Here is a 22259-nt window from a genome sequence, read left to right on the forward strand (position 1 = left end):
GAAGGGCGCAAATGGGCAGAAGTGGCGGAAACAGGCTGTAACAGCGCGACAGGCGGTGGTCCACCCGGTGGACCACCGCCTGCCAGACAGGACTTGGAAAGGTGGGAGGCCGCCGCGCCGCCGCTACTTCGTCGGCTTCCGGCCGGTGACGCCCAGGTATACCAACAGGGCGAGGTTGGGCTTCAGTTCGGCCTGTTTCACGCCCCAGGAGGAGAAGCCCTTCTGGTGGGAGGCGACGGCCGCGAGCATCGCGACGAGCGAGCCGGCGACGGCCGCCGGGTTCACGTCCTTGTCCACCCTGCCCTTGGACTGGAGCTCGGCGACGGCGTCCGCGAGGGAGTTGTTCACCGAGTTGAGGATCTTCATGCGGAGTTTGTAGAACCGCTTGTCGCCCTCGGCGGCACCGAGATCGACGACCCGGAGGATCGCGTCGTTCCTGCGCCAGAACTCCAGGAAACCGTCGACGAGTTCCTGAGCCGTCTGCCAGCCGGCCTTGCCGGCCCAGGAGCGGCCCTCCAGGAGCTCCGTCAACGCGGCGCCCTCGGTCGCCATTTGCTCGGCGATCTCCAGGACGGCGCCCTCGACGTCCGGGAAGTACTGGTAGAAGGTCGCGGGCGAAGTGCCCGCTTTCCGGGCGACATCGATGACTTTGACGTCGCGGTACGGGGAGGAGCTGAGCATCTCGCTGAGGCAGTCGAGCAGCTTCTGCCGAGTCGCCTGCCCACGCCGGCCGGCCACACGGCCGTCGACGGTACGCACTTGTCCTGTCATGCCGTCAGCTTACCGAGGCGTGATCGGGGCGCGATTCGGCCGACTGCAAATGGGGTGCGAGGGAGCGCCGAGGCTGGTGTGCCTGGTCTGCGGGTTGCGGCAGACCCGGTTACGTTGTCGGCATGGCCGAAAACAGGGCATCGGTGTACGGAGAGGGCGTCCCCTGCTGGGTGGACGCGCAACTTCCCGACGTCGAGGCGGGCAAGCGGTTCTACGGTGAACTTTTCGGGTGGTCCTTCGAGGACTGGTTCGGCTCCTTCGCGCAGGCACTGAAGGACGGCGAGCCCGTGGCGGCCCTGGTCCGCAAGGTGGACGGCCGGCTGCCCAGCGTCTGGACGGTGTACTTCGCCACCCCGGACGCACCGGCCCTGGCCCGGCGTATCCGGGACGCGGGCGGGCAGGTCGTCTCGGCGCCGGTGCCGGCCGGTGATCTGGGCGTCACCGCGCTCGTCACCGACCCCGAGGGCGCCGTCTTCGCCCTGTGGCAGCCGGAGGAGCACCCCGGCTTCGGCAAGCGGCACGAGCCGGGCACCTTCGCCTGGGCCGAGCTGTACGCCCGGGACACCGAGGCCGCCAACGCCTTCTACGGCGATCTCTTCCGGGAGGCCCTGTTCGGGCCGGGGGCCGCGCCGGACTTCGGCCGCGCCCCCGTCTCCGACGTGTTCCCCGCCGAGATGCCGCCCCACTTCCTGGTGCACTTCGCGGTCGATGACGTCACGGCCGCGCTGGAGGACGTGCGGCGGCTCGGCGGCCGGGTGCAGGCCCCGCCCTTCGAGACCTCGTACGGCGAGGTGGCCGTCGTCACCGACGATCAGGGGGCGTCCTTCGCGCTGCTGCGCCGCTGAGCAGGCATTGTTTGGTCATCGTTTGATCACCTTTGCCGCTGGACATCCCAATTGTCACCGGGTTCGCCACCACGGCTCCGGCCAGGAAGAATCAGGGTGCGTGCCGCCATGGCGGTGCGGTGGTGAGACGCTGCACGGGGTCGCGTGGAACATGTGGCTTGGCGCGGCTCGTACGGGGAGGTGGCAGGCAGAGTGGTGGATCAGCTGACGCAGCACGATCCGCGGCGGATCGGGCCGTTCGAGGTGCTGGGACGGCTGGGTGCCGGCGGCATGGGGCTGGTCTATCTCGCGCGTTCGGCGTCCGGCCGGCGTGTGGCGATCAAGACCGTCCGGACGGAGCTGGCCGAGGACCAGCTGTTCCGGGTTCGCTTCACCCGTGAGGTGGAGGCGGCGCGCGCCGTCTCCGGCTTCTACACGGCCGCGGTCGTGGACGCCGACCCGCGCGCCGCCGTGCCGTGGCTGGCCACCGCGTACGTCCCCGCGCCCTCCCTCGAGGAGATAGTGAACGACTGCGGCCCGATGCCGGCCCAGGCGGTGCGCTGGCTGGCGGCGGGTGTGGCCGAGGCGCTCCAGTCCATCCACGGAGCGGGCCTGGTGCACCGGGACCTCAAGCCGTCGAACGTCCTCGTCGTCGAGGACGGGCCCCGGGTGATCGACTTCGGTATCGCGTCCGGCGTTTCGAACACCCGTCTGACGATGACGAACGTCGCCGTCGGCACCCCCGCCTACATGTCCCCCGAGCAGGCCAAGGACTCCCGCAGCGTCACCGGCGCCAGCGACGTCTTCTCGCTGGGCTCGATGCTGGTCTTCGCCGCCACCGGGCACCCGCCCTTCCACGGCGCCAACCCGGTCGAGACGGTCTTCATGCTGCTGCGCGAGGGCCCGGACCTCGAAGGGCTCCCGGACGAACTGCGGCCGCTCATCGAGTCCTGTATGCAGATGGACCCGACGGCCCGCCCCAACCCGGCCGACCTCCAGGCCCAGCTCGCCCCGCACCTCTTCGGCTCCGGCTCCGACGACAGCGGCACGGCCTCCGCGTGGCTGCCCGAGCGGGCCGTGGGCCTGATCGAGTCCCGCCGCAACGGCCGCCCGGCCGGCAAGCCCGCCCAGGGCCCCGGACGCGGCGGCGGACGCCCCGCCCCCGCGCCCGTGCCCATCCCGCCCCCGCCCTCGCACGACCCCGTCGTCCCGGCGGTCGTCCCCGCGCCGGCCGGCGGCCCCGACACCGGCCCCGTCCGGCTGGCCGGCGCCAAGGTGCCCATCGGCCCCGGCCCGCGGGTCGCCGACGTGCGTGCCGCCGCCGTCCAGGCGCCCCCTCCGGAGGCCGCCCTCGCCGCCTCCTGGGCCAAGCCCCGCCCGGGCGTCAACGGCGCAGACCCCGCCGTGGGCCCCGCCGTCGCCGCGCCCCCGGCCCCGGCCGCGCCGCCGGAGCAGGCCGGTGGCTGGCGGCCGTGGCGCTTCCGTATGTCCAACGACGTCTGGGGCACCCCCTCCGTCGACGGTGACCTCGTGTACGTCACCTCCTTCGAGGTGCACGCCCTGGACGTCGCCACCGGTCGCCGCCGTTTCAAGACCCGGGACGTCGCCTGGTCCATGGCGGTCGCGGACGGCCGTATCCACGCCTCCGACGGGCCCACCCTGTTCGCGCTGGACGCCCGTGAGGGCGGCGACCTGTGGCGCCTGCAGACGGACGCCTGGGTCTACTCCCTCAAGGCCGGCCGCGGCACCGTCGTCACCGGCACCCGCGGCGGCGGCGTACAGGGCTGGGAGGCCTCCGGCGGCCAGAAGCTCTGGGAGATCACCGGCTGCCAGTCCGACTTCGAGTCCCCCGAGGCCGGGCCCGTCCTGCACGACGGCACGGTCTACGTGTGGCAGGACGCCCGGCTGCGCGCCCTGGACGCCCGCACGGGCGACGAGCGCTGGTCGTACCCGATCGGCGACGCGGCCTCCTGCGGCGGCGTCCCGGTCCGGCTCACGCAGGCCACCGACGGCTACGTCTACGTCTGCGCCGGCACCCGCGTCCTCGCCCTCGACGTGGCCGCCGGGCATGTGAAGTGGCACTTCGAGGCCCCGGCCGTGTTCCTGTGCCCGCCCACCTTCGTCCCCGGCCCGGCCGTCACCGGCGGCGGCGTCTACCTCGCCGACTACCTCGGCACGGTCTACGCCCTCGACGCCACCGACGGCCGCGACCGCTGGCGCATCGCCACCGAGGCCCGCTCCTGTGCCGACCCCGTCCTGGTGGCCGCCGGCCATGTCCACGTGGGCAGCGGCAAGGGCCTCTACACCCTCGACGCGGTCACCGGCACACCCAAGTGGCGCTTCCAGGCGGGCGGCGACATCGTGGGCACCCCCTCGGTCGCCGAGGGCCGTATCCACTTCGGCTCCACCGACCACCTGCTCTACACCCTGAAGGCCGACGACGGCCGGCTGCGCTGGAAGCTCGCCACCGGCGGCGAGATCACCGGCTCCCCGGTCGTCCGGGACGGGGTGGTGTACGCGTGCAGCAAGGACCGCTGTGTGTACGCACTGGACGCGGAGAAGGGCACGGGCACGGCACGTACCGCCTGACCGGCCCGAGCGGCCGTCGTCCCGGTACGGCAGGGACTCCGGGCAGCCCCCGTCGCCCGCCGCCTCCGCCCGGGACGCCATGCCGAGGACCACGCGAGCAGCGGCGGCGGCTCGTACACGGCAGGCCGAGGTCCGGGTGGGCGGCAGCGGCCCGGGCCTGGCGGCCCCGGTCGACCACGGCGACGCCTACCGTCAGGCCCTCGTGGACGGCTGACGGGACCCGCCTTCGCGAGGTATCAGTCCCGCAGTTCCGTCAGGAAGTCGATCACTCAACCACCCCTCGAGCATAGGCATGGGTGAGGGATCGACTTCTACTGCCGCAACCGGTACTGCCGTGACCGCCCCGCGAACAGCCGGGCCTGCCGTGCCCCCGCCGCGTTCCCGAGTGCGATGAGGTGGGGTGCCTGCGCGATCCCCTGCGAGCGCCCCGCCTCACTCGCGGCCCACAGCGCCCGCACCGTCCCCTGCACGGCCTCGGTGGGATACCCGGCGAGGACGGCGGCGCACCCGGCCGCCGCCCCCACGGCCTCGCCGTCCGGCACGAGTTCCGACACCAGTCCGGTCTCGTACGCCCGCCGGGCCGAGATCCGCTCGGCCGTGCCCATCAACGCCATCCGCGCCACCTCCCCGTAGGGCATGCGCTGCGCCATCAGGACGGACTCGTAGGCGCTGACCATGCCGTAGGTGGTGTGCGGGTCGAAGAAGGAGGCGGTGGTGTCCGCGACGACGAACTCGGCCTCGCCGAGCAGGTAGAAGGCCCCTCCGCAGGCCATGCCGTGCACGGCGGCCACGACCGGTTTCCACAGGTCGTTCGCCTTCGGCCCGATGCCGAGCAGCGGATCGTCCTGGGCGTAGGGCGAGTTCGGCTGCGGCACGACGGCGTCCCGGTCGATGCCGGTGCAGAAGGCACGCTCGCCGGCCCCGGTGAGGACGATCGCCCGTACGGAGTCGTCGAACCGCAGCTCGCCCCAGGTGGAGGCGAGTTCGTCGGCCATGGCGAGGTCGACGGCGTTGAGCCGCTCGGGCCGGTTGAGCGTCACGACGGCGACCCCGCTGTCCGTGTCGGTCCGCACGAGGACGCTGCTCATGACCGCTCCGGAACCCACTGGGGAAGGCCGTCGTGGAAGACGGCCCGCACCCGGGCGCCGATGCGAAGGCGCTCGGGCGGGAAGGCGCCGAGCGGCTGCCCGGGCCCGGTGACCAGGTTGCCCACCAGCCGGATCCGGGGCGCCTCGTCCAGTTCGACGACGACCACGTTGTACGGCGCCCGCGCCGCGTAGTCGGGCAGCAGCGGCGGATGGGCCACGACGTACGACCAGACCCGGCCGCGGCCGGACACCGGCCGCCACTCGGCGTCGAAGGACTGGCAGTGCGGGCAGCAGGGCCGGGGCGGGAAACGGAGTTCTCCGCAGGCGGCGCAGGCCTGGACGCGCAGTTCGCCCTGGGCGGCGTACTCCCAGAAGGGGGCGCCGTCGGGGTCGGGGACGGGACGCAGCATGGTCGCTCCTCAACTCCTCAGCAGCAGGGCGGAGGTCGGGACCCCTTCGCCCGCCGTGACCAGACAGGCGGAGGCGCCCGGCACCTGGGCGGTGCTGGTCCCCCGTAGCTGCTTCACCCCTTCGTTGATGAGGTTGAAGCCGTGGACGTAGGCCTCGGACAGCCCGCCCCCGCCGGTGTTCACCGGCAGCAGCCCGCCGATCTCCAGCGCCCCGCCCTCGGTGAACGCCCCGCCCTCACCGCGCCCGCAGAAGCCGTACCCCTCCAGGGAGAGCAGGACCAGCGGTGTGAAGGCGTCGTAGATCTGGGCGACGTCGATGTCCTCCGGGGCCAGGTCGGAGTGTTTCCACAGATGCCGGGCGGCGCTCCAGGCGGGGCCGGTGAGGGGGTCGTCGTTCCAGTAGTTGACCATGCCGTGGTGCTGGGCGGGCAGCGACTGGGCGGCGGAGTGGACGTAGACGGGCCGGCGCCGGCAGTCGCGGGCCCGCTCGGCGGAGACCACGACACACGCCAGCGCCCCGTCGGTCTCCAGGCAGTTGTCGAAGAGGCAGAGCGGTTCGCTGATCCAGCGGGAGGTCATGTACATCTCGCGGGTGAGCGGCCGGTCGTACATGATCGCGGCGGGGTTCTGGTTGGCCCGGTTGCGGCAGGCGAGGGCGACGTTGAACAGGTGCTCCCGGGTGGCGCCGTATGCGTGCAGGTAGCGGCGGGTGAGCATCGCGATCTCGTCGGCGGGACGCAGCAGCCCGAACGGCCGGGTCCACTGGGCCGGGGTCGGGAGCTGGACGGTCGTGTTGGTCCAGGGCCGGGGGCCGCTGCCCCGCTTGCGGGACCGCCAGGCCACTCCGACGCTCGCCTGCCCGGCGGTGATGGCGGCGGCGAGATGGGCGACGGTGGCGCACGAACCCCCGCCCCCGAAGCCGACCTTGCTGAAGAAGGTGAGGTCGCCGAAGCCGCAGGCCTTGGCCAGCTCCACCTCGTCCGTCTCCTCCATGGTGTAGGAGGCCAGGGCGTCGACCTCGCCGGGCGCGATCCCGGCGTCGTCCAGAGCGGCCAGGACGGCGCGGCAGGCGAGGGTGCGTTCGTCCTCCGGGAGCCGTTTGGCGAAGGGCGTCTGGCCTATGCCGACGAGAGCGGTGGCGTCCTTGAGGCCTCCCGATCCTGCTGCCATGCTGCGCGCACCTCCGGGCCCGAACGGTCACTGACAGAGCGTCAGATTACCGATAATCTGACGGGCAGTCAGCTCCTAGGGCGCGGGGAGGCGTGCGGTGCGGGCGGATACGGCGTGGGGAAGCATTCCGGACCTGGTCAGGGCGGCGGCCGAACGGTACGCGGGCGACGAGGCGGTGGTCGAGGGCCGCACCCGCGTCACCTACGCGGAACTGGGCACGCGCGTGGAGCGCGCGGCGGCGGCCTGCCTGGCGAACGGGATCGAGCCGGGCGACCGGGTCGGCATCTGGGCGCCGAACTCGCTCGACTGGATCGTCGGCGCCCTGGGAGCCGTTTCGGCGGGCGCGGTGCTCGTGCCGCTGAACACCCGCTTCAAGGGCGCCGAAGCGGCGGACGTGCTGCGCCGCAGCGGCGCCCGGCTGCTGTTCGTCACCGGCACGTTCCTCGGCACCTCCTACGTGGCGTCCCTGCGCAGGGCGGCCGGGGACGGCCCGGGCACCGGCCCGCTGCCCGGCCTGCCCGCCCTGAAGCACGCGGTCGTCCTCTCCGAGGACGCCCCGGCCGGCTTCCTGACCTGGAAGGACTTCCTGGCCGGCGGGGAGGGGGTGGGAACGGCGGAGGTACGCGACCGGTCCGCGGCCGTACGGGGGACCTGGCCCTCGGACATCGTCTTCACCTCGGGCACGACGGGCCGCCCCAAGGGCGCGGTCATCACCCACGACCAGACGCTGCGCGCCTACGACATCTGGGGCGACCTCGCGGGCCTCACCCGGGGCGACCGCTATCTGATCGTCAACCCGTTCTTCCACACCTTCGGTTACAAGGCCGGGGTGATCGCCTGCCTCATGCGGGGCGCGACGATGATCCCCCAGCCGGTGTTCAGCGTGAACACGGTCCTGGCCAACATCGCCGCCGAGCGTGTCTCCGTGCTCCCCGGGCCCCCGACCCTCCTCCAGTCCCTGCTCGACCACCCCGCACGCGACGCCCACGACCTCTCGCCCCTCCGCCTGGTCGTGACGGGAGCGGCGGTCGTGCCACTGCGCCTGGTGGAGCGCCTGCGCGGCGAACTCGGCATCGGCACGGTCCTCACCGCCTACGGCCTCTCCGAGGCGAGCGGCATCGTCACCATGTGCCGGCGCGGCGACGACCCCACGGTCATCGCCTCCACGTCGGGCCGCGCCGTCCCCGGCACGCGGGTCCGGGTCGTGGACCCCGAGGGCCGGCCCCTGGAACCCGGCCTGCCCGGCGAGGTCCTGGTGCGCGGCTTCAACGTCATGAGCGGCTACCACGAGGACGAGCGGGCCACCGCCGAGGTGCTGTCACCCGACGGCTGGCTGCGCACCGGCGACGTCGGAGTCCTGGACGCGGCGGGGAACCTGCGCATCACGGACCGCCTGAAGGACATGTTCATCGTCGGCGGCTTCAACGCCTACCCCGCCGAGATAGAGCAGCTCCTGGGCCTCCACCCGGACGTGGCCGACGTGGCGGTGATCGGCGTACCGGACGCCCGGCTCGGGGAGGTCGGCCGGGCCTACGTCGTACGGCACCCCGGCGCCCTGCTGACCGCCGACGACCTGATCGCCTGGTCCCGCAGGGAGATGGCGAACTACAAGGTGCCGAGAACGGTGGAGTTCGTCGCCGAGCTGCCGCGCAACGCGAGCGGGAAGGTCGTGAAGGGCGCCCTGCGGAATCGGATCACCGGCTGAGCGGCAGGGCCGAAGTGCCGGTGACCGACATCATCAGCGAATACAGGGTGGTGTCGGCGGCGATGAACAGCCGGTTGCGCCGGGCGCCGCCGAACCGCACGTTGGCGACGGTGCCGGGCACCAGGATGCGGCCCAGCAGCGTGCCGTCGGGGTCGTAGCAGTGCACGCCCCCGTCCATGGCGGCCGCCCAGAGCCGCCCCTCGTCGTCGAAGCGGATGTTGTCGAAGGTGCCCTGCGCGCACGCGGTGAAGACCTCGCCGCCGGAGAGCGAGGTTCCGTCCTCGTGGACGTCGAAGACGCGGATGTGGTTGGCGAGGCTGTCGGACACGTACAGCCGCCGCTCGTCCGGCGAGAAGACGAGCCCGTTCGGCCCCTGGAACCCGTCGGCGACCAGCCGCACCTCGCCGCTCGCCGGGTCGACGCGGTAGACGTTGCGGGCGCCGATCTCGCTCTCGGCGCGATGCCCCTCGTAGTCGGTGGCGATCCCGAACTCCGGGTCGGAGAACCACACCGACCCGTCCGACCTCACGACGGCGTCGTTGGGGCTGTTGAGCCGCCTGCCCCGGAACCGCTCGGCGAGCACGGTGACCGAGCCGTCGTGCTCGGTCCTGGTCACCCGCCGATTGCCCTGCTCACAGGTGACGAGGCGCCCCTGGACGTCCAGAGTGCCGCCGTTCGGGTACCCGGCGGGGGAGCGGAAGACCCCGACGGCCCCGGTGGTCTCGTCCCACCGCAGCAGCCGGTCGTTGGGGATGTCGCTCCACACGAGATACCGACCGGCGGGCACGTACACCGGCCCTTCGGCCCACCGGCACCCCTCGTACAGCGTCTCCAGCCGCGAGTCCCCCGCCTGGCACCTCCCCGTCCGGAACCGCTCGTCGAGGGTCTCGTACAGCTGGGGCTGCTCGCCGGGCATGGGACCGCCTTCGGGTCGGGACGCTGATCCACGGGCCACTATCGCGCGTCGCGCCCAGCGGTGCACTCCGCCGGGCCCACGGCACGCGGTGACGGTATCGCGTGGTGCTCTTCACCTCCGACGAGGACGACATGGGGAAACCGTGCGGGCCGGGGCGTGCGGTTCGTTTCACTCTGACGCGACGCCGCCTGCCCGCGGACACACCTCGGCCGCGACGGCTCCCCCTCCGCGCCGCCGCGGCCGAACCCCGTGCGTGGTGGCCTACTTCGTCGGCTTGAAGGGCTCCGACGTCGCGTGCAGGTCCTTGACCTCGAGCGGCTCCTCGGTCGCGTGGAGGTCCTGCTTCCTGACGGCGCCCTCCTCCGTGGCGCGCGGATCCTTGGTCTCCAGCGGCTCGGCGGTGGCGTGCAGGTCCTGCGGCTTGAGCTCGTCGCCCATGATCGTCAACTCCCCTTGGCATGGATCAAACGGTGGGCTCGGCGGGCCCGCCCGGCCACTCCCCCGAGGATGGCCGGGCAGGCCCACCCGGGCCGCTCGCCCCGAACGATCGGGGCGAGGCCCGTGCGGTGACCCGTCTGCCCCCCGACGCGACGGATCGACTGCGTTCATCATGGCGTGCGGCGATAAACGAATGATGAACGCCCCGACGCGCCCCTCAGGCCGCCTGCACCGGGGACAGCAGCGCACGCACCTCGGCGGCCTCGGGCGAGCCCAGCTCCTCGTAGATCGCGGCCGCTTCCTGCCAGCAGACCTGGGCCCGGCCGGTCTGGCCGATGCCGCTGAGCGCGCGCCCGAGGACCGTGAGGACGTTGCCCCGCCGCCACTGTCCGCCGATCCCGCGCAGCACCGTGAGGGCCATCTCGGCGTTGGCGGCGGCCCGTGCCGCGCGCCGGGCGGCGAGATCCACCTCGGCCAGCCGGAACAGGCTCATGCCCTCCCACAGGCGCTGCCTGCTGTCGCGGAACACCTCCACCGCCTCCTGGAGCCGGTCGGCGGCCTTGCCCAGCTCCCCGCTCTGCGTGAGGGCGAGCCCGAGGGCGTAGCGGGCGTTCGCGCCGCGCATGGAGTTGCCCATGCCGTCGTAGATGTCGATGCCCTCCTGGGCCAGCGCGACCGCGCTCTGGGTCCGCCCGGTCGCGAGGTGGATCCGGGAGAGGTTGCAGAGCGCGGCGGCCTCGCCGGGGCGGTCGCCCAGGGCCCGGAAGTGGTCGATGGCCCGGGAGAGATGCTCCTCGCCGTCCGTGTGCCGGTTCTGGTAGAGCGCGATGATGCCGCGCGCGTTGCGCGCCCAGCAGACGGGGAGCAGGTCGTCGGACTCCCGCGCGAGCAGGATGGCCCGCTCCGCCTCCTCCTCGGCCTGTTCGAAACGGCCGCTCACGTGGTGCACGTTGACCAGCGTCATCAGCGCGCGTGCCTCCGCCCGCCCGAGTCCGTGCGACCGGGCCGCGTCGACGAGCGCCCCGGCCGTCGCCTCGTACTCCTTGGAGTTGGCCCCCGACTCGGAGAGGTCGTGCGCCGCCCACAGCATGTCGATCGCCCGGGGGAGGGTCTCCGGCCGCCCCGCGGACTGCCGCACGCACGCGAGGAGACAGATGGCCTCCGCGTACAGCCAGTCCTGTGCCGCGTGCCGGCTGCCGAACCGCAGCCCCGGATACGACGTGGGTTCCAGATGATCCACCAGCCGGTCACCCGGCCGCTCGATCGCGTACACGCGCGCCGCCGACGCCAGGTAGAAGTCCAGCAGCCGGGACAGCGCCGAGCTCCGTTCGCTCGGGGGCAGTTCGTCCCTTTCCGCACAGGCACGCGCGTAGAGCCGCACCAGGTCGTGGAAGCGGTAGCGGCCGGGGGCCGCCGATTCGAGCAGGGAGGTGTCCACGAGGGACTCCAGCAGGTCCTCGGTCTCCTCGGCCGGCAGGTCCAGGACCGCCGCCGCGGCGGCCAGGGAGATGTCGGGGCCGTCCGCCAGGCCCAGCAGGCGGAACGCGCGGGCCTGGGCGGGTTCCAGCTGGCCGTAGCCGAGTTCGAAGGTCGCCTTGACGGCCAGGTCGCCGGCCTGGAGTTCGTCCAGGCGGCGGCGTTCGTCGGCGAGTTTCGCCGCGAGGACGGAGACCGTCCAGGTGCGGCGGGCCGCCAGGCGGGACGCCGCGATGCGGATCGCCAGCGGCAGGAAACCGCAGGCCGCCACCACGTCCAGGGCGGCCGTGCGCTCGGACGCCACCCGCTCCTCGCCCACGATCTTCGTGAACAGCGCGAGCGCCTCGTCCGGGGCCATCACGTCGAGGTCGATCAGATGGGCCCCGGCCAGGTCCACCATCCGCATCCGGGAGGTGACCAGCGCGGCGCAGCCGTCCGTGCCGGGCAGCAGGGGCCGCACCTGGGCGGCGTCCCGGGCGTTGTCGAGCAGGACCAGCACCCGGCGCCCGGCCAGGACGGAGCGGTACAGGGCCGCGCGTTCCTCCAGGGAGTCGGGGATCGCCGAGTCGGCCGTGCCGAGGGCGCGCAGGAACGAGCCCAGGACCGTCTCCGGTTCCGCCGCACGGGCGCCCGCGCCCTGGAGGTCGACGTACAGCTGCCCGTCCGGGAAGGCCGCGCGGGCCCGGTGCGCCACGTGCACGGCGAGGGTCGTCTTGCCGACGCCGCCGATGCCGGCCAGGGCCGAGACCGCCATGACCCGGCCCTCGGCGGAGGCGAGGATGTCGCCGAGCTCGCGGACGAACCCGGACCGGCCGGTGAAGTCCGGTACCGACGCGGGCAGTTGGGCCGGTCGGACCGGGATCGAGGCCGGTTCGGGTGCGGGGGAGGAGGGCTCCGCCAGTGCGGGGTCCGCCTGGAGGATCCGCTGTTGCAGTTCGCTCAGGCCGGGGCGCGGGTCCACGCCGAGTTCGTCGGCGAGCAGCCGCCGGGTGTCGGCGTACACGGCCAGGGCCTCGGCCTGACGGCCGCTGCGGTAGAGCGCCAGCATCAGGAGCTCGCGCAGCCGCTCACGCAGGGGATGGGCCGCGGTGAGGGCCGTGAGCTCGGAGACCGCCTCGGCGTGGCAGCCCTGCTCCAGGTCCATGTCCAGGCGGGATTCCAGGAGCTGGAGCCGCCACTCCTCCAGCCGGACGCGCTGGGCCTGAGCGTAGGGGCCGGGCACACCGGCCAGGGTCTCGCCGTCCCACAGGGCGAGGGCGCGGCGCAGGGTGGCGCGGGCGTGGCAGAGATCGCCGGCGGAGCGGGCCTTCTCCGCCTCCGTCGCCAGGTCCTGGGCGACGGTGAGGTCCAGTGCGCTCTCGGCGAGGCCCCGGATCGCGTAGCCGCCGGACTCGCTGACCAGGACGGCGTCGCCGTCGGTGCCGCCGGAGCCTCCCTCGCCGCCGGGGGCCAGCACCTTGCGCAGGCGTGAGGCGTACGTCCGTACCGCCGCCAGTGCCTGCGAGGGCGGTTCCTCGCCCCACAGGGCGTCGATCAGCTCCGCCGCCGTGGCGGTCCGGCCCTCGCGCAGCAGCAGGGCGGCCAGCAGGGCGCGTTGCTGGGGGGAGCCGGTGGTGACCGGCTCGTCACCGCGCCGGGCGCGCACGGGGCCGAGCACGCTGAAGCGCAGTGTCATGGAGTCCCCCGGCTCCGTGGGCCTGTCCGGCGTCGCCGGCTCCGGCGATGTCGACGCGTGGTCGGGACGCCGCTGCTCCGGTACGCGCGGCACACCGTCCGGTACACCGTCCATGCAGTCCCCCTAGACATCCTGAGCAACCACGCCAGTTTGCCTTGTTGACGGCGGATACGTCAGCCGTGGGAGACGCCGATCACAGGGCGGCGCACCGGAGACCACCAGGTCTGCACACTCTCTCCGCATGCGCCGGGCCGGAGCGGACGGATCACGCCAGCGCGGCCGGAACCGGCCCGCGCACACATAGCTGACGCCCCGTCAGATCAGCGCTACCGTGAGCGCCATGGACACCCACGACAGCACCTTTCCGCTGATCATCTCCGTGGACGACCACACCGTGGAGCCCGCGAGCGTCTGGCAGGACCGGCTTCCGGAGAAGTACCGGAGCGCCGGACCGCGGATCGTCCGTGCTCCTGTGAAGGAGATGACCTTCCTCGGAGGCCGCTTCAAGCCGGTCATGGGGCAGCCCGGGGACGACGGCCCGGTCGGCGACTGGTGGGTCTACGAGGATCTGCGCCGGCCCCTGACCCGGCTCGACACCGCGGTCGGCTACGACAGGGACGAGATCCGGCTCGAGGTCATCACCTACGAGCAGATGCGGCCCGGTTCCCACGACGTCACCGAGCGGCTCGCCGACATGGACGTCAACCACGTCCAGTCCGCCCTCTGCTTCCCGACGTTCCCGCGCTTCTGCGGCCAGACCTTCACCGAGGCGAAGGACCACGAGCTGGGCCTGCTCTGCGTACGCGCCTACAACGACTGGATGGTGGAGGAGTGGTGCGGCCCGGAGGCGCACGGACGGCTCATACCCCTGCCCATCGTCCCCCTGTGGGACGCCGAACTGGCGGCGGCCGAGGTCCGGCGCAACGCCGCCCGTGGGGTCCGCGCGGTCGCCTTCTCCGAGATACCGCCGTTCCTCGGGCTGCCCTCCATCCACAGCGACGGCTGGGACCCGTTCCTCGCCGCGTGCGACGAGACCGGCACGGTCGTCGCCATGCACATCGGCTCCAGCAGCCGTATGCCGTCCACCTCCGCGGACGCCCCGCCCGCCGTCGGCTCCACCATCACGTACGCCAACTGCTGCTTCTCCATGGTCGACTGGCTGATGAGCGGCAAGTTCGAGCGGTTCCCGAACCTCAGGGTCATGTACGCGGAGGGCCAGATCGGCTGGATCCCCTACATCCTGGAACGGGCCGACGTGGTGTGGGAGGAGAACCGCGGCTGGGGCGGCGTCGCCGACAAGGTGCACAGGCCGCCGTCCGAACTGTTCGCCGAGCACGTCTACGGCTGCTTCTTCGACGACGCCTTCGGGCTGCGCAACCTCGACTCCATCGGGGTCGGCAACGTCCTCTACGAGACCGACTACCCCCACTCCGACTCGACCTGGCCCAAGTCCCGCGAGGTCGGCGAGGCGCAGATGGGGCACCTGGAGCCGGAGGCCGTCGAGCGGATCGTGCGGGGCAACGCCATCGAACTGCTCGGGCTGACGGCCGAGGGCCTGTGGCCGGGCGGCGGAGGCGCGCGGTGAGCCTGCGGTACGGGATGCAGCTTCCCGTCCAGTCGCAGAGCACCCTCTACGCCGAGGGGTGGGAGGCGGCGGCCGGCCCCGCCGACCTGCTGGAGATCGCCCGCGCCGCCGATCGGGCCGGATTCGACTACCTGGCCGGTTGCGATCACGTCGGCATCCCCCGCCGGCTCGCCGCCGCCATGAGCACCGTCTGGTACGACCCCGTCGCCACGCTCGCCTTCCTCGCCGCCGCCACCGAACGGATCCGGCTGCTCAGCCATGTCGCGATCGTGGGGCTGCGGCACCCGCTGCTCACCGCCAAGCAGTACGCCACCCTCGACCACCTTTCGCACGGTCGCCTGATCCTCGGGGTCGGCGCCGGGCACGTGCAGGAGGAGTTCGAGGCCCTCGGCGTCGACTTCCGCCGGCGCGGGGCCGTGCTCGACGAGTGCGTGGACGCCCTGCGCGCCGCCCTCGGGCCGGAGGAGTTCCCCGAGCACCACGGCAAGCTGTACGACTTCGAGGGGCTCGGGCAGCGGCCCCGGCCGGTGCAGGACCGTGTTCCCCTGTGGGTCGGAGGCTCCTCGCCCGCCGCCCTCCGGCGGGCCGCCCTCAAGGGCGACGGGTGGCTGCCGCAGGGGGATCCGAGGGACCGGCTGCCCGCGCAGATCGCACGCGTCAGCAAGTGGCGCGAACAGGCCGGTGTGCGGGGCCGGTTCACCGTGGGTGCCATCGCCGAGCCGCTGTACGTCGGCACGCCCCGGTGGGACGTGGGGCGCCGGACCCTCACCGGCGGGCCGGGCGAGCTCGCCGAGTCGCTGCGGGCGTACCGCGCGATGGGCGTGCACCAGGTCCAGGTGCGGTTGCGCAGCCGGAGCCGCGCCGAACTCGTCGACCAGATCGCGGCGTTCGGCGCCGAGGTCGCCCCCGAGCTGTGAGGAGACGCCATGGGAAGGCTGGACGGACGGGTCGTCATCATCACCGGGGCCGCTCGCGGCCAGGGCGAGCAGGAGGCGCGGCTGTTCGCGGCCGAGGGGGCCCGGGTGGTCCTGGCGGACGTCCTCGACGACCAGGGCGAGGCCCTCGCCGAGGAGATCGGCGGGCGGTACGTCCGCCTGGACGTGGGGCGGGAGGACGACTGGCGGTCCGCCGTCGCCACCGCCAAGGAGGCATACGGCCACGTCGACGGGCTCGTCAACAACGCCGGCGTCCTGCGCTTCAACTCCCTGGTCGACACCCCCCTCGACGAGTTCATGCAGGTCGTCCGGGTCAACCAGGTGGGCTGCTTCCTCGGCGTCAGGACGGTCGCACCGGAGATGTCCGACGGGGGCACGATCGTCAACACCGCCTCCTGCACCGGCCTGACGGGGATGGCCGCGGTGGGCGCCTACGCGGCGTCCAAGCACGCCGTGGTCGGTCTGACCCGGGTCGCCGCGCTGGAGCTCGCCGGGCGGGGGATACGCGTCAACGCCGTCTGCCCGGGGGCCGTCGACACGGCGATGTCCAACCCGGCACGGCTCGACCCGGACGCCGACCCGGAGGAGACGGCGAGGGGGCTCGACCGGCTGTACCGCAAGCTCGTGCCGCTGGGCAGGGCCGGGCGGCCGGAGGAGGTGGCCAGGCTCGCGCTGTTCCTCACCTCGGAGGACTCGTCGTACATCACGGGGCAGCCGTTCGTGATCGACGGCGGCTGGCTGGCCGGTCTCAGCATTATATGACGCTCCGTCAGCTATTGACGCTCATGGGGGCCGGTGGAACAGTCGGACCATCGATCTGACGCATCGTCAGAACTGACCGTGGGGCGGTGAACCTCCTTGGAATTCGGCATCTTCGTTCAGGGGTACGTCGGCAAACGGGCCGAGACCGACCCGCTCGCCGAGCACAAGGCGCTGATGGAGGAGACCGAGTACGTCATCCAGGCGGACAAGTCGGGCTTCAAGTACGCCTGGGCCTCGGAGCACCACTTCCTGGACGAGTACTCGCACCTCTCCGCCAACGACGTCTTCCTCGGGTACCTGGCGCACGCGACCGAGCGGATCCATCTGGGCTCGGGGATCTTCAACCCGCTCGCCCCGGTCAACCACCCGGTGAAGGTCGCCGAGAAGGTCGCGATGCTCGACCACCTCAGCGGCAACCGCTTCGAGTTCGGCAGCGGCCGGGGCGCCGGGTCCCACGAGATCCTCGGGTTCATGCCGGGCGTGACCGACATGAACCACACCAAGGAACTCTGGGAGGAGACCATCGCCGAGTTCCCCAGGATGTGGCTCCAGGACGAGTACCAGGGCTTCCAGGGCAAGCACTGGTCGCTGCCGCCGCGGAAGGTCCTGCCGAAGCCGTACGGCGCCTCGCACCCGGCGATGTGGTACGCGGCCGGGTCGCCCCCGTCGTACGCCATGGCGGCGAGGAAGGGCCTCGGGGTGCTCGGCTTCAGCGTGCAGAAGGTCTCCGACATGGAATGGGTGCTGGAGCAGTACAAGACGGCGATCGTCGACGCGGAGCCCGTCGGGGCCTTCGTGAACGACAACGTGATGGTGACGACCACGGCGATCTGCGCGCCGACCCACGCCGAGGCGGTGCGGATCGCCGCGAGCGGGGGGCTGCACTATCTGCCCTCGCTGGTCTTCCGCTACCACGACACGTTCCCCCGGCCCGAGGGGTTCCCCGTGTGGCCGGAGACGCTGCCGGAGTACACCGAGGAGTTCGTGGAGGTCCTGATCGAGGAGGAGCTGCTGATCTGCGGGGACCCGGACGAGGTGCTGCGGCAGTGCAAGCGGTGGGAGCAGGCCGGGGCCGATCAGCTGAGCTTCGGGCTGCCGGTGGGGGTGCCGAAGGAGGAGACGCTGCAGACGATCCGGCTGGTCGGGGAGCACGTGATTCCCAGGATCGACACGGATCCCGTGCATCGGACGTCGCGGTTCCGGGGGGTCGGCTGAGCGTGCGGTGGCGGGTGCGGGCGCGTCGTGGCCGGTCGCGCCCACGCGGCGGAGCCGCAAATCGACGCAGTCCCGCACCCCTAAGGCGTCGTACTCGAGGGAGTTGAGTCGTCATGCTCGATCACGTCATCACCGGGGCGACCGTCGTCGACGGGACCGGTGCGCCCGGCTACACCGCCGACATAGGCGTCAAGGACGGCCGCATCGCCGTCATCGGCCGGGTCACCGAGGAAGCGCGCACCACCGAGGACGCCTCCGGCCTCGTCCTCACCCCCGGTTTCGTCGATCCCCACACCCACTACGACGCCCAGCTCTTCTGGGACCCGTACGCCACGCCGTCCCTCAACCACGGGGTCACCACCGTCGCCGGCGGGAACTGCGGGTTCACGCTGGCGCCGCTGCATCCCGACCGGCCCGAGGACGCCGACTACACGCGGCGGATGATGTCCAGGGTCGAGGGCATGGCGCTGGTGGCGCTGGAGGAGGGGGCGCCCTGGAGCTGGCACTCCTTCGGGGAGTACCTGGACGCCCTGGAAGGGCGGATCGCCGTCAACGCCGGGTTCATGGTGGGGCACTGCGCACTGCGGCGGTATGTGATGGGGCCGCGGGCCGTCGGCGGGCAGCCGACCCAGGCAGAGCTCGCCGCGATGGTGCGGCTGCTGCGGGAGGCCATGGACGCCGGGGCGTGGGGGCTGTCCACCACCCAGTCGACCAGTCACTCCGACGGCGACGGACAGCCCGTCGCCTCGCGGCACGCCCGGCCGGCCGAACTGCTGGCGCTGTCGCGGGCCGTCGGGGAGTGCGAGGGCACGCAGATCGAGGCGATCGTCGCGGGCTGTCTGGATCAGTTCAGCGACGCGGAGATCGACCTGTTCGTGGAGATGAGCGCGGTGGCCGGGCGGCCGCTGAACTGGAACGTGCTGACGATCGACGCGGCCGTTCCCGAGCGGGTGCCCCGGCAGTTGTCCGCGAGCGAACAGGCCAGGAAGGCCGGTGGCAGGGTCGTGGCCCTCACCATGCCGATCCTCACGCCGATGAACATGTCGCTGGGGACTTTCTGCGCGCTCAACCTCATCCCCGGGTGGGGGCCGATTCTCGGGCTGCCGGTGGCCGAGCGGATCGAGAAGCTGCGCGACCCGGACGTACGGGCGGAGATGCTGCGGTGCGCGCATTCCAAGGAGGCGGGCGTCTTCAGGAGGCTGGCGAACTTCGGGCGGTACGTCATCGGCGACACCTACAGCGAGGCGAACGCCGGGCTGACCGGGCGGGTGGTCAGGGACATCGCCGAAGAGCGCGGCCAGGAGCCCTTCGCGTGCCTGGTGGAGATCTGCGCCAACGACGAACTGCGCACGGTGCTGTGGCCGATGCCGCCCGACAACGACCCGGCGTCCTGGGCGCTGCGGGCTCAGACCTGGCAGCACGAGGACGTGCTGCTCGGCGGGTCCGACGCGGGCGCGCACCTGGACCGGATGTGCGGGGCGCCGTACACGACCCGGTTCCTCGGGGACTGCCTGCGGGGGCGGAAGCTGGTCGGTCTGGAGCAGGCCGTGAAGATGCTGACCGACGACCCGGCCCGGCTCTTCGGCCTGCGCGAACGGGGGCGGATCCGGGAGGGCTGGCACGCGGACCTGGTTCTGCTCGACCCGGAGCGGATCGACGCGGGCCCGGCCACCCTGGTGCACGACCTGCCGGGCGACAGCCCGCGGCTGGACTCCCGGGCGCTGGGTGTGCGGGCCGTCTGGGTCAACGGGGTCCAGGCGATCCGGGACGACGTGGTGACCGGGGCCGTACCGGGCCGGGTGCTGCGCTCGGGGCGGGACACGGAGACGGTGAGCACCCGGTGACGGCACGGCAGTCGCTGTTCGTCGGCGGCTCCTGGGTCGAGCCGGACGACGGGCACTACGCGGTGATCGACCCGGCGAGCGAGGAGACCGTCGGTTGGGCGCCGGAGGCCTCGCGTGAACAGGTGCACGCGGCCTGTGCCGCGGCCCGCGAGGCCTTCGGGCCGTGGTCGGCCACGCCTCCGGAGGGGCGGGCGGCGGTGCTGGGGAGGGCGGCGGGGATCATCGCCGGCCATCTGGAGGAGTACGCCGACCTGGCCCGGGCCGAGACCGGCGCGACCACCGGCACCGCCCGCGCCATGCAGGTCGGCGTCGCCGCCGCCCGCTTCCGGCGCTACGCGCGCGTGGAACCCGCCGAGTGGGCGATCCCGCCGCAGATCCACGAGGCCGGGCCGATGGGGAAGGCCGGCGTGCTGGGTGCTCTGGCGATCCGGCAGCCCGTCGGGGTCGTCACCTGCGTCACCTCGTACAACAACCCCTGGGCCAACGCGGTCGGCAAGGTCGCGCCCGCCCTGGCCATGGGCAATACGGTCGTGGTGAAACCGGCCCCGCAGGATCCGCTGTCGGTCTACCGGATGGCGCAGGCACTGGAGGAGGCGGGTGTCCCGCCCGGCGTGGTGAACGTCGTGTCCGGCCGGTCGACCGGTGTCGGTGAGGCGGCCGTGGCGTCACCGGACGTCGACATGGTCAGCTTCACCGGCTCCACGACGGTCGGGCAGCGCATCGCCGAGGTGTGCGGGCGCGGTATGAAACGGCAGTTGATGGAGCTGGGCGGGAAGGGAGCGGCCCTCGTCTTCGACGACGCCGACCTCGGCTCGGCCGTCGCCGGGATCGGCACCACCTTCTCCTTCTACAGCGGGCAGATCTGCACGGCTCCGACCCGGGTGCTGGCGCAGCGCGGGATCCACGACCGGCTGGTCGAGCAACTGGCGGCCTGCGCACGCCGGTTGAAGGTCGGAGACCCGCGCGAGCCGGACACCGTGGTCGTGCCGGTGATCTCGGCGGCCCACCGGGACCGGGTGGAGTCGTACGTCGAACTGGGCCGCAAGGAAGGCGCGGTGGTGGTGGCGGGCGGCGAACGCCCTGACCTGCCCACCGGCTTCTACGTCGCGCCGACCCTCCTGGCGGACTGCACCAACGACATGCGCGTGGCCCGTGAGGAGATCTTCGGCCCGGTGGTGGTCGTCATCCCCTTCGACGACGAGGAGGAGGGCCTCGCGCTCGCCAACGACACCGACTACGGGCTCATCGACTACGTCTGGTCGGGCGACGTGGCCCGTGCCTTCCGGGTGGCGCGGCGGCTCAGGGCCGGCGGGGTGGGGGTGAACACCGTCGGGCGGAACATGGAGGCCCCCTTCGGCGGCTTCAAGAAGAGCGGGGTCGGCCGGGACGTCGGCTCGTACGCCCTGCACGCCTACAGCGAGGTGCAGGCGATCGTCTGGCCGGGCTGACGCCCCTCACCCGTCCAGGTCCACCCGTACGGTCAGCAGGTTCGTCCCGAGGACCCGCACCCCGATGCTGTTGACGCGGGGCAGCGCCCGCAGCCGCGCCACCGGGTCGTCCTGCGGCAGCGGATGCGCCGTGCCCTCGTGCCACCGTCCGCGGATGCGCACCCGCACCCGCGGATCGGCCTTGATGTTGCGCACGTACTGCGACCGTTCGCCGAACTCCGACACCAGCCAGAAGGAGTCGCCGACGCGGCGCCCGCCCACCGGCGTCCGACGGGGCAGCCCCGAGACGCGACCCGTCGTCTCCAGGACCGTCTGGAGGGGCAGGCGGCGCAGGAACGGGTTGAGGCGGCGCTGGACGGCCGTGGTCGCCCGGAACCTCAGGTCGGCGCGTGGGGACATCGTCGGCGGTCTCCTTCACACGAGGCGCTCACAGAACGCGTGAGGGTTCCTGCTTCAATGATCCCAGACGCGGCATCGAGGAGAGCGGGTGGCTGCGGATGCGGATCGTTACCTGGAATCTGTGGTGGCGCTTCGGGCCGTGGCAGACGCGGCAGAAGGCGATTCTCACGGCCCTGCGGGAGCTGCGGCCCGACGTCGTGGGACTGCAGGAGGTCTGGGCGGCCGACGGCGAGAACCTCGCCGAGTGGCTGGCCGGTGAGCTCGGCCTGCACTGGGCCTGGGGCGCCTCGCCCGCCCCCGAGCGCTGGCAGCGGCGGATCGGGGACCCCGCCGTCGGCATCGGCAACGCCGTGCTCAGCAGATGGCCGGTCGTCGACCAGGACGTGCTGCCGCTGCCCGCCCCGGCCGACACGGACGACGGCCGCCTGGCCCTCTACGCCCGCCTGGCCGCGCCCCGCCACGACGTGCCGTTCTTCACGGCCCACTTCAGCTCCGCCCTGCACGCCTCGGCGGTCCGCTGCCGTCAGGTCGCCGCACTCGCCGAGTTCGTCGCCCGGCACGGCGGCGACACCCCGTTCCCGCCCGTCGTCACCGGCGACCTCAACGCCTGGCCCGACTCCGACGAGATCCGTCTCCTCGGCGGCTACAAGACGGCCCCGACCGTGCCCGGGCAGGTCCTCGTCGACGCCTGGGAGTACGCCGACCCGGCCGCACCCTCCGCCACCTGGGACGCGGCCAACCCGCACGTGCTGGCCGGCCGGAAACCCGGCGCACGCATCGACTACATCCATGTGGGCCCGCCCGGCCCCGGCGGGCTCGGCCGTGTCCGGGACGTACGGCGGGCCTGCGACGGCCCGGTCGACGGGGTGTGGCCCTCCGACCACGCGGCGGTCGTGGCCGACCTGGCGGACACCCCTAGGGGGCTTCTGATGGATCTCCGCGGCGTCACGACGCCCGGCACGCACGCTCGCCGCACGCCGTGAACGGACAGGTGGCTCCGCCACATGAC

The 22259-nt window shown here is 72.7% G+C and carries 19 protein-coding genes; 11 read left to right on the forward strand and 8 right to left on the reverse strand.

The features are described from left to right. Positions 1-123: 123 nt before the first annotated feature. The gene (locus ABTX62_RS32905; protein WP_352119593.1) at positions 124-771 is read right to left on the reverse strand and encodes a TetR family transcriptional regulator; all 648 of its coding nucleotides are present in this window, start codon (positions 769-771) and stop codon (positions 124-126) included. Between the two features lie 122 nt (positions 772-893). Between ABTX62_RS32905 and kbpA the strand changes: the two genes are divergently transcribed. The 3 genes from kbpA to ABTX62_RS32920 all read left to right on the forward strand — a co-directional run bounded on the left by kbpA (position 894) and on the right by ABTX62_RS32920 (position 4398). Further along, positions 894-1616 carry an AfsK-binding protein KbpA gene (gene kbpA / locus ABTX62_RS32910; protein WP_352119594.1) on the forward strand — a complete coding sequence of 241 codons (723 nt, stop codon included), beginning with the start codon at positions 894-896 and terminating at the stop codon, positions 1614-1616. A 192-nt stretch (positions 1617-1808) separates the two neighbouring features. Beyond that, entirely contained in the window at positions 1809-4184 is a 2376-nt protein-coding gene (afsK, locus tag ABTX62_RS32915) for a protein serine/threonine kinase AfsK (RefSeq protein WP_352119595.1), read from the forward strand. Between the two features lie 79 nt (positions 4185-4263). Further along, positions 4264-4398, forward strand: a complete 135-nt coding sequence (locus ABTX62_RS32920) for a hypothetical protein (RefSeq protein ID WP_352119596.1) — start codon at positions 4264-4266, stop codon at positions 4396-4398. Between the two features lie 97 nt (positions 4399-4495). Here ABTX62_RS32920 and ABTX62_RS32925 read toward each other — a convergent pair whose 3' ends face one another. From ABTX62_RS32925 to ABTX62_RS32935, 3 genes are read right to left on the reverse strand one after another with little or no spacing between them, the layout of a single operon-like run. Beyond that, entirely contained in the window at positions 4496-5272 is a 777-nt protein-coding gene (locus ABTX62_RS32925; protein WP_352119597.1) for an enoyl-CoA hydratase/isomerase family protein, read from the reverse strand. After that, positions 5269-5682, reverse strand: coding sequence for a Zn-ribbon domain-containing OB-fold protein (locus tag ABTX62_RS32930; protein WP_352119598.1), 414 nt, complete (start codon positions 5680-5682; stop codon positions 5269-5271). The genes ABTX62_RS32925 and ABTX62_RS32930 overlap by 4 nt, the downstream gene beginning before the upstream one ends. Before the next feature lie 9 nt (positions 5683-5691). Next, a complete protein-coding gene (locus tag ABTX62_RS32935; protein WP_352119599.1) occupies positions 5692-6852 on the reverse strand; it encodes a lipid-transfer protein in 1161 nt (386 codons plus the stop codon). A gap of 97 nt (positions 6853-6949) precedes the next feature. On the opposite strand from ABTX62_RS32935, the gene ABTX62_RS32940 reads away from it, so the two are divergent. Further along, complete coding sequence (locus tag ABTX62_RS32940; RefSeq protein ID WP_352119600.1) at positions 6950-8557, forward strand: FadD3 family acyl-CoA ligase; 1608 nt, start codon at positions 6950-6952, stop codon at positions 8555-8557. Here the strand turns inward: ABTX62_RS32940 and ABTX62_RS32945 are convergent. The 3 genes from ABTX62_RS32945 to afsR form a co-directional block, all read right to left on the reverse strand. Next, positions 8547-9473: an SMP-30/gluconolactonase/LRE family protein gene (locus ABTX62_RS32945; RefSeq protein WP_352119601.1), complete on the reverse strand. Its 927-nt coding sequence runs from the start codon at positions 9471-9473 to the stop codon at positions 8547-8549. The genes ABTX62_RS32940 and ABTX62_RS32945 overlap by 11 nt on opposite strands. A gap of 261 nt (positions 9474-9734) precedes the next feature. After that, positions 9735-9911 (reverse strand): hypothetical protein, encoded by a 177-nt coding sequence (locus ABTX62_RS32950; RefSeq protein WP_352119602.1) that lies wholly within the window; start codon positions 9909-9911, stop codon positions 9735-9737. Between the two features lie 217 nt (positions 9912-10128). Next, positions 10129-13176, reverse strand: a complete 3048-nt coding sequence (gene afsR, locus ABTX62_RS32955) for an SARP-family global regulator AfsR (RefSeq protein ID WP_352119603.1) — start codon at positions 13174-13176, stop codon at positions 10129-10131. A 226-nt stretch (positions 13177-13402) separates the two neighbouring features. Here afsR and ABTX62_RS32960 point away from each other — a divergent pair, with 226 nt between their 5' ends. The 6 genes from ABTX62_RS32960 (at position 13403) to ABTX62_RS32985 (ending at position 20851) form a co-directional block, all read left to right on the forward strand. After that, positions 13403-14647 (forward strand): amidohydrolase family protein, encoded by a 1245-nt coding sequence (locus ABTX62_RS32960; protein WP_352119604.1) that lies wholly within the window; start codon positions 13403-13405, stop codon positions 14645-14647. Positions 14648-14661: 14 nt separating this feature from the next. Beyond that, positions 14662-15564, forward strand: coding sequence for a TIGR03619 family F420-dependent LLM class oxidoreductase (locus tag ABTX62_RS32965; protein WP_352119612.1), 903 nt, complete (start codon positions 14662-14664; stop codon positions 15562-15564). Between the two features lie 9 nt (positions 15565-15573). Continuing rightward, positions 15574-16344: an SDR family NAD(P)-dependent oxidoreductase gene (locus ABTX62_RS32970; protein ID WP_352119605.1), complete on the forward strand. Its 771-nt coding sequence runs from the start codon at positions 15574-15576 to the stop codon at positions 16342-16344. Positions 16345-16440: 96 nt separating this feature from the next. Next, entirely contained in the window at positions 16441-17559 is a 1119-nt protein-coding gene (locus ABTX62_RS32975; RefSeq protein ID WP_283971982.1) for an LLM class flavin-dependent oxidoreductase, read from the forward strand. A 113-nt stretch (positions 17560-17672) separates the two neighbouring features. Further along, positions 17673-19403, forward strand: a complete 1731-nt coding sequence (locus ABTX62_RS32980; RefSeq protein WP_352119606.1) for an N-acyl-D-amino-acid deacylase family protein — start codon at positions 17673-17675, stop codon at positions 19401-19403. Beyond that, positions 19400-20851 carry an aldehyde dehydrogenase family protein gene (locus ABTX62_RS32985; RefSeq protein WP_352119607.1) on the forward strand — a complete coding sequence of 484 codons (1452 nt, stop codon included), beginning with the start codon at positions 19400-19402 and terminating at the stop codon, positions 20849-20851. Before ABTX62_RS32980 ends, ABTX62_RS32985 begins: the two co-directional genes overlap by 4 nt. 6 nt (positions 20852-20857) lie before the next feature. Here ABTX62_RS32985 and ABTX62_RS32990 read toward each other — a convergent pair whose 3' ends face one another. Beyond that, a complete protein-coding gene (locus ABTX62_RS32990) occupies positions 20858-21250 on the reverse strand; it encodes a nitroreductase/quinone reductase family protein (RefSeq protein ID WP_352119608.1) in 393 nt (130 codons plus the stop codon). 98 nt (positions 21251-21348) lie between these two features. Between ABTX62_RS32990 and ABTX62_RS32995 the strand changes: the two genes are divergently transcribed. Continuing rightward, on the forward strand, positions 21349-22233 hold the full coding sequence (locus ABTX62_RS32995) for an endonuclease/exonuclease/phosphatase family protein (protein ID WP_352119609.1): 885 nt from the start codon (positions 21349-21351) through the stop codon (positions 22231-22233). The last annotated feature ends 26 nt before the right edge of the window (positions 22234-22259 follow it).

This window comes from Streptomyces sp. NPDC096046 (assembly GCF_040303285.1).
Taxonomy (GTDB): Bacteria; Actinomycetota; Actinomycetes; order Streptomycetales; family Streptomycetaceae; genus Streptomyces.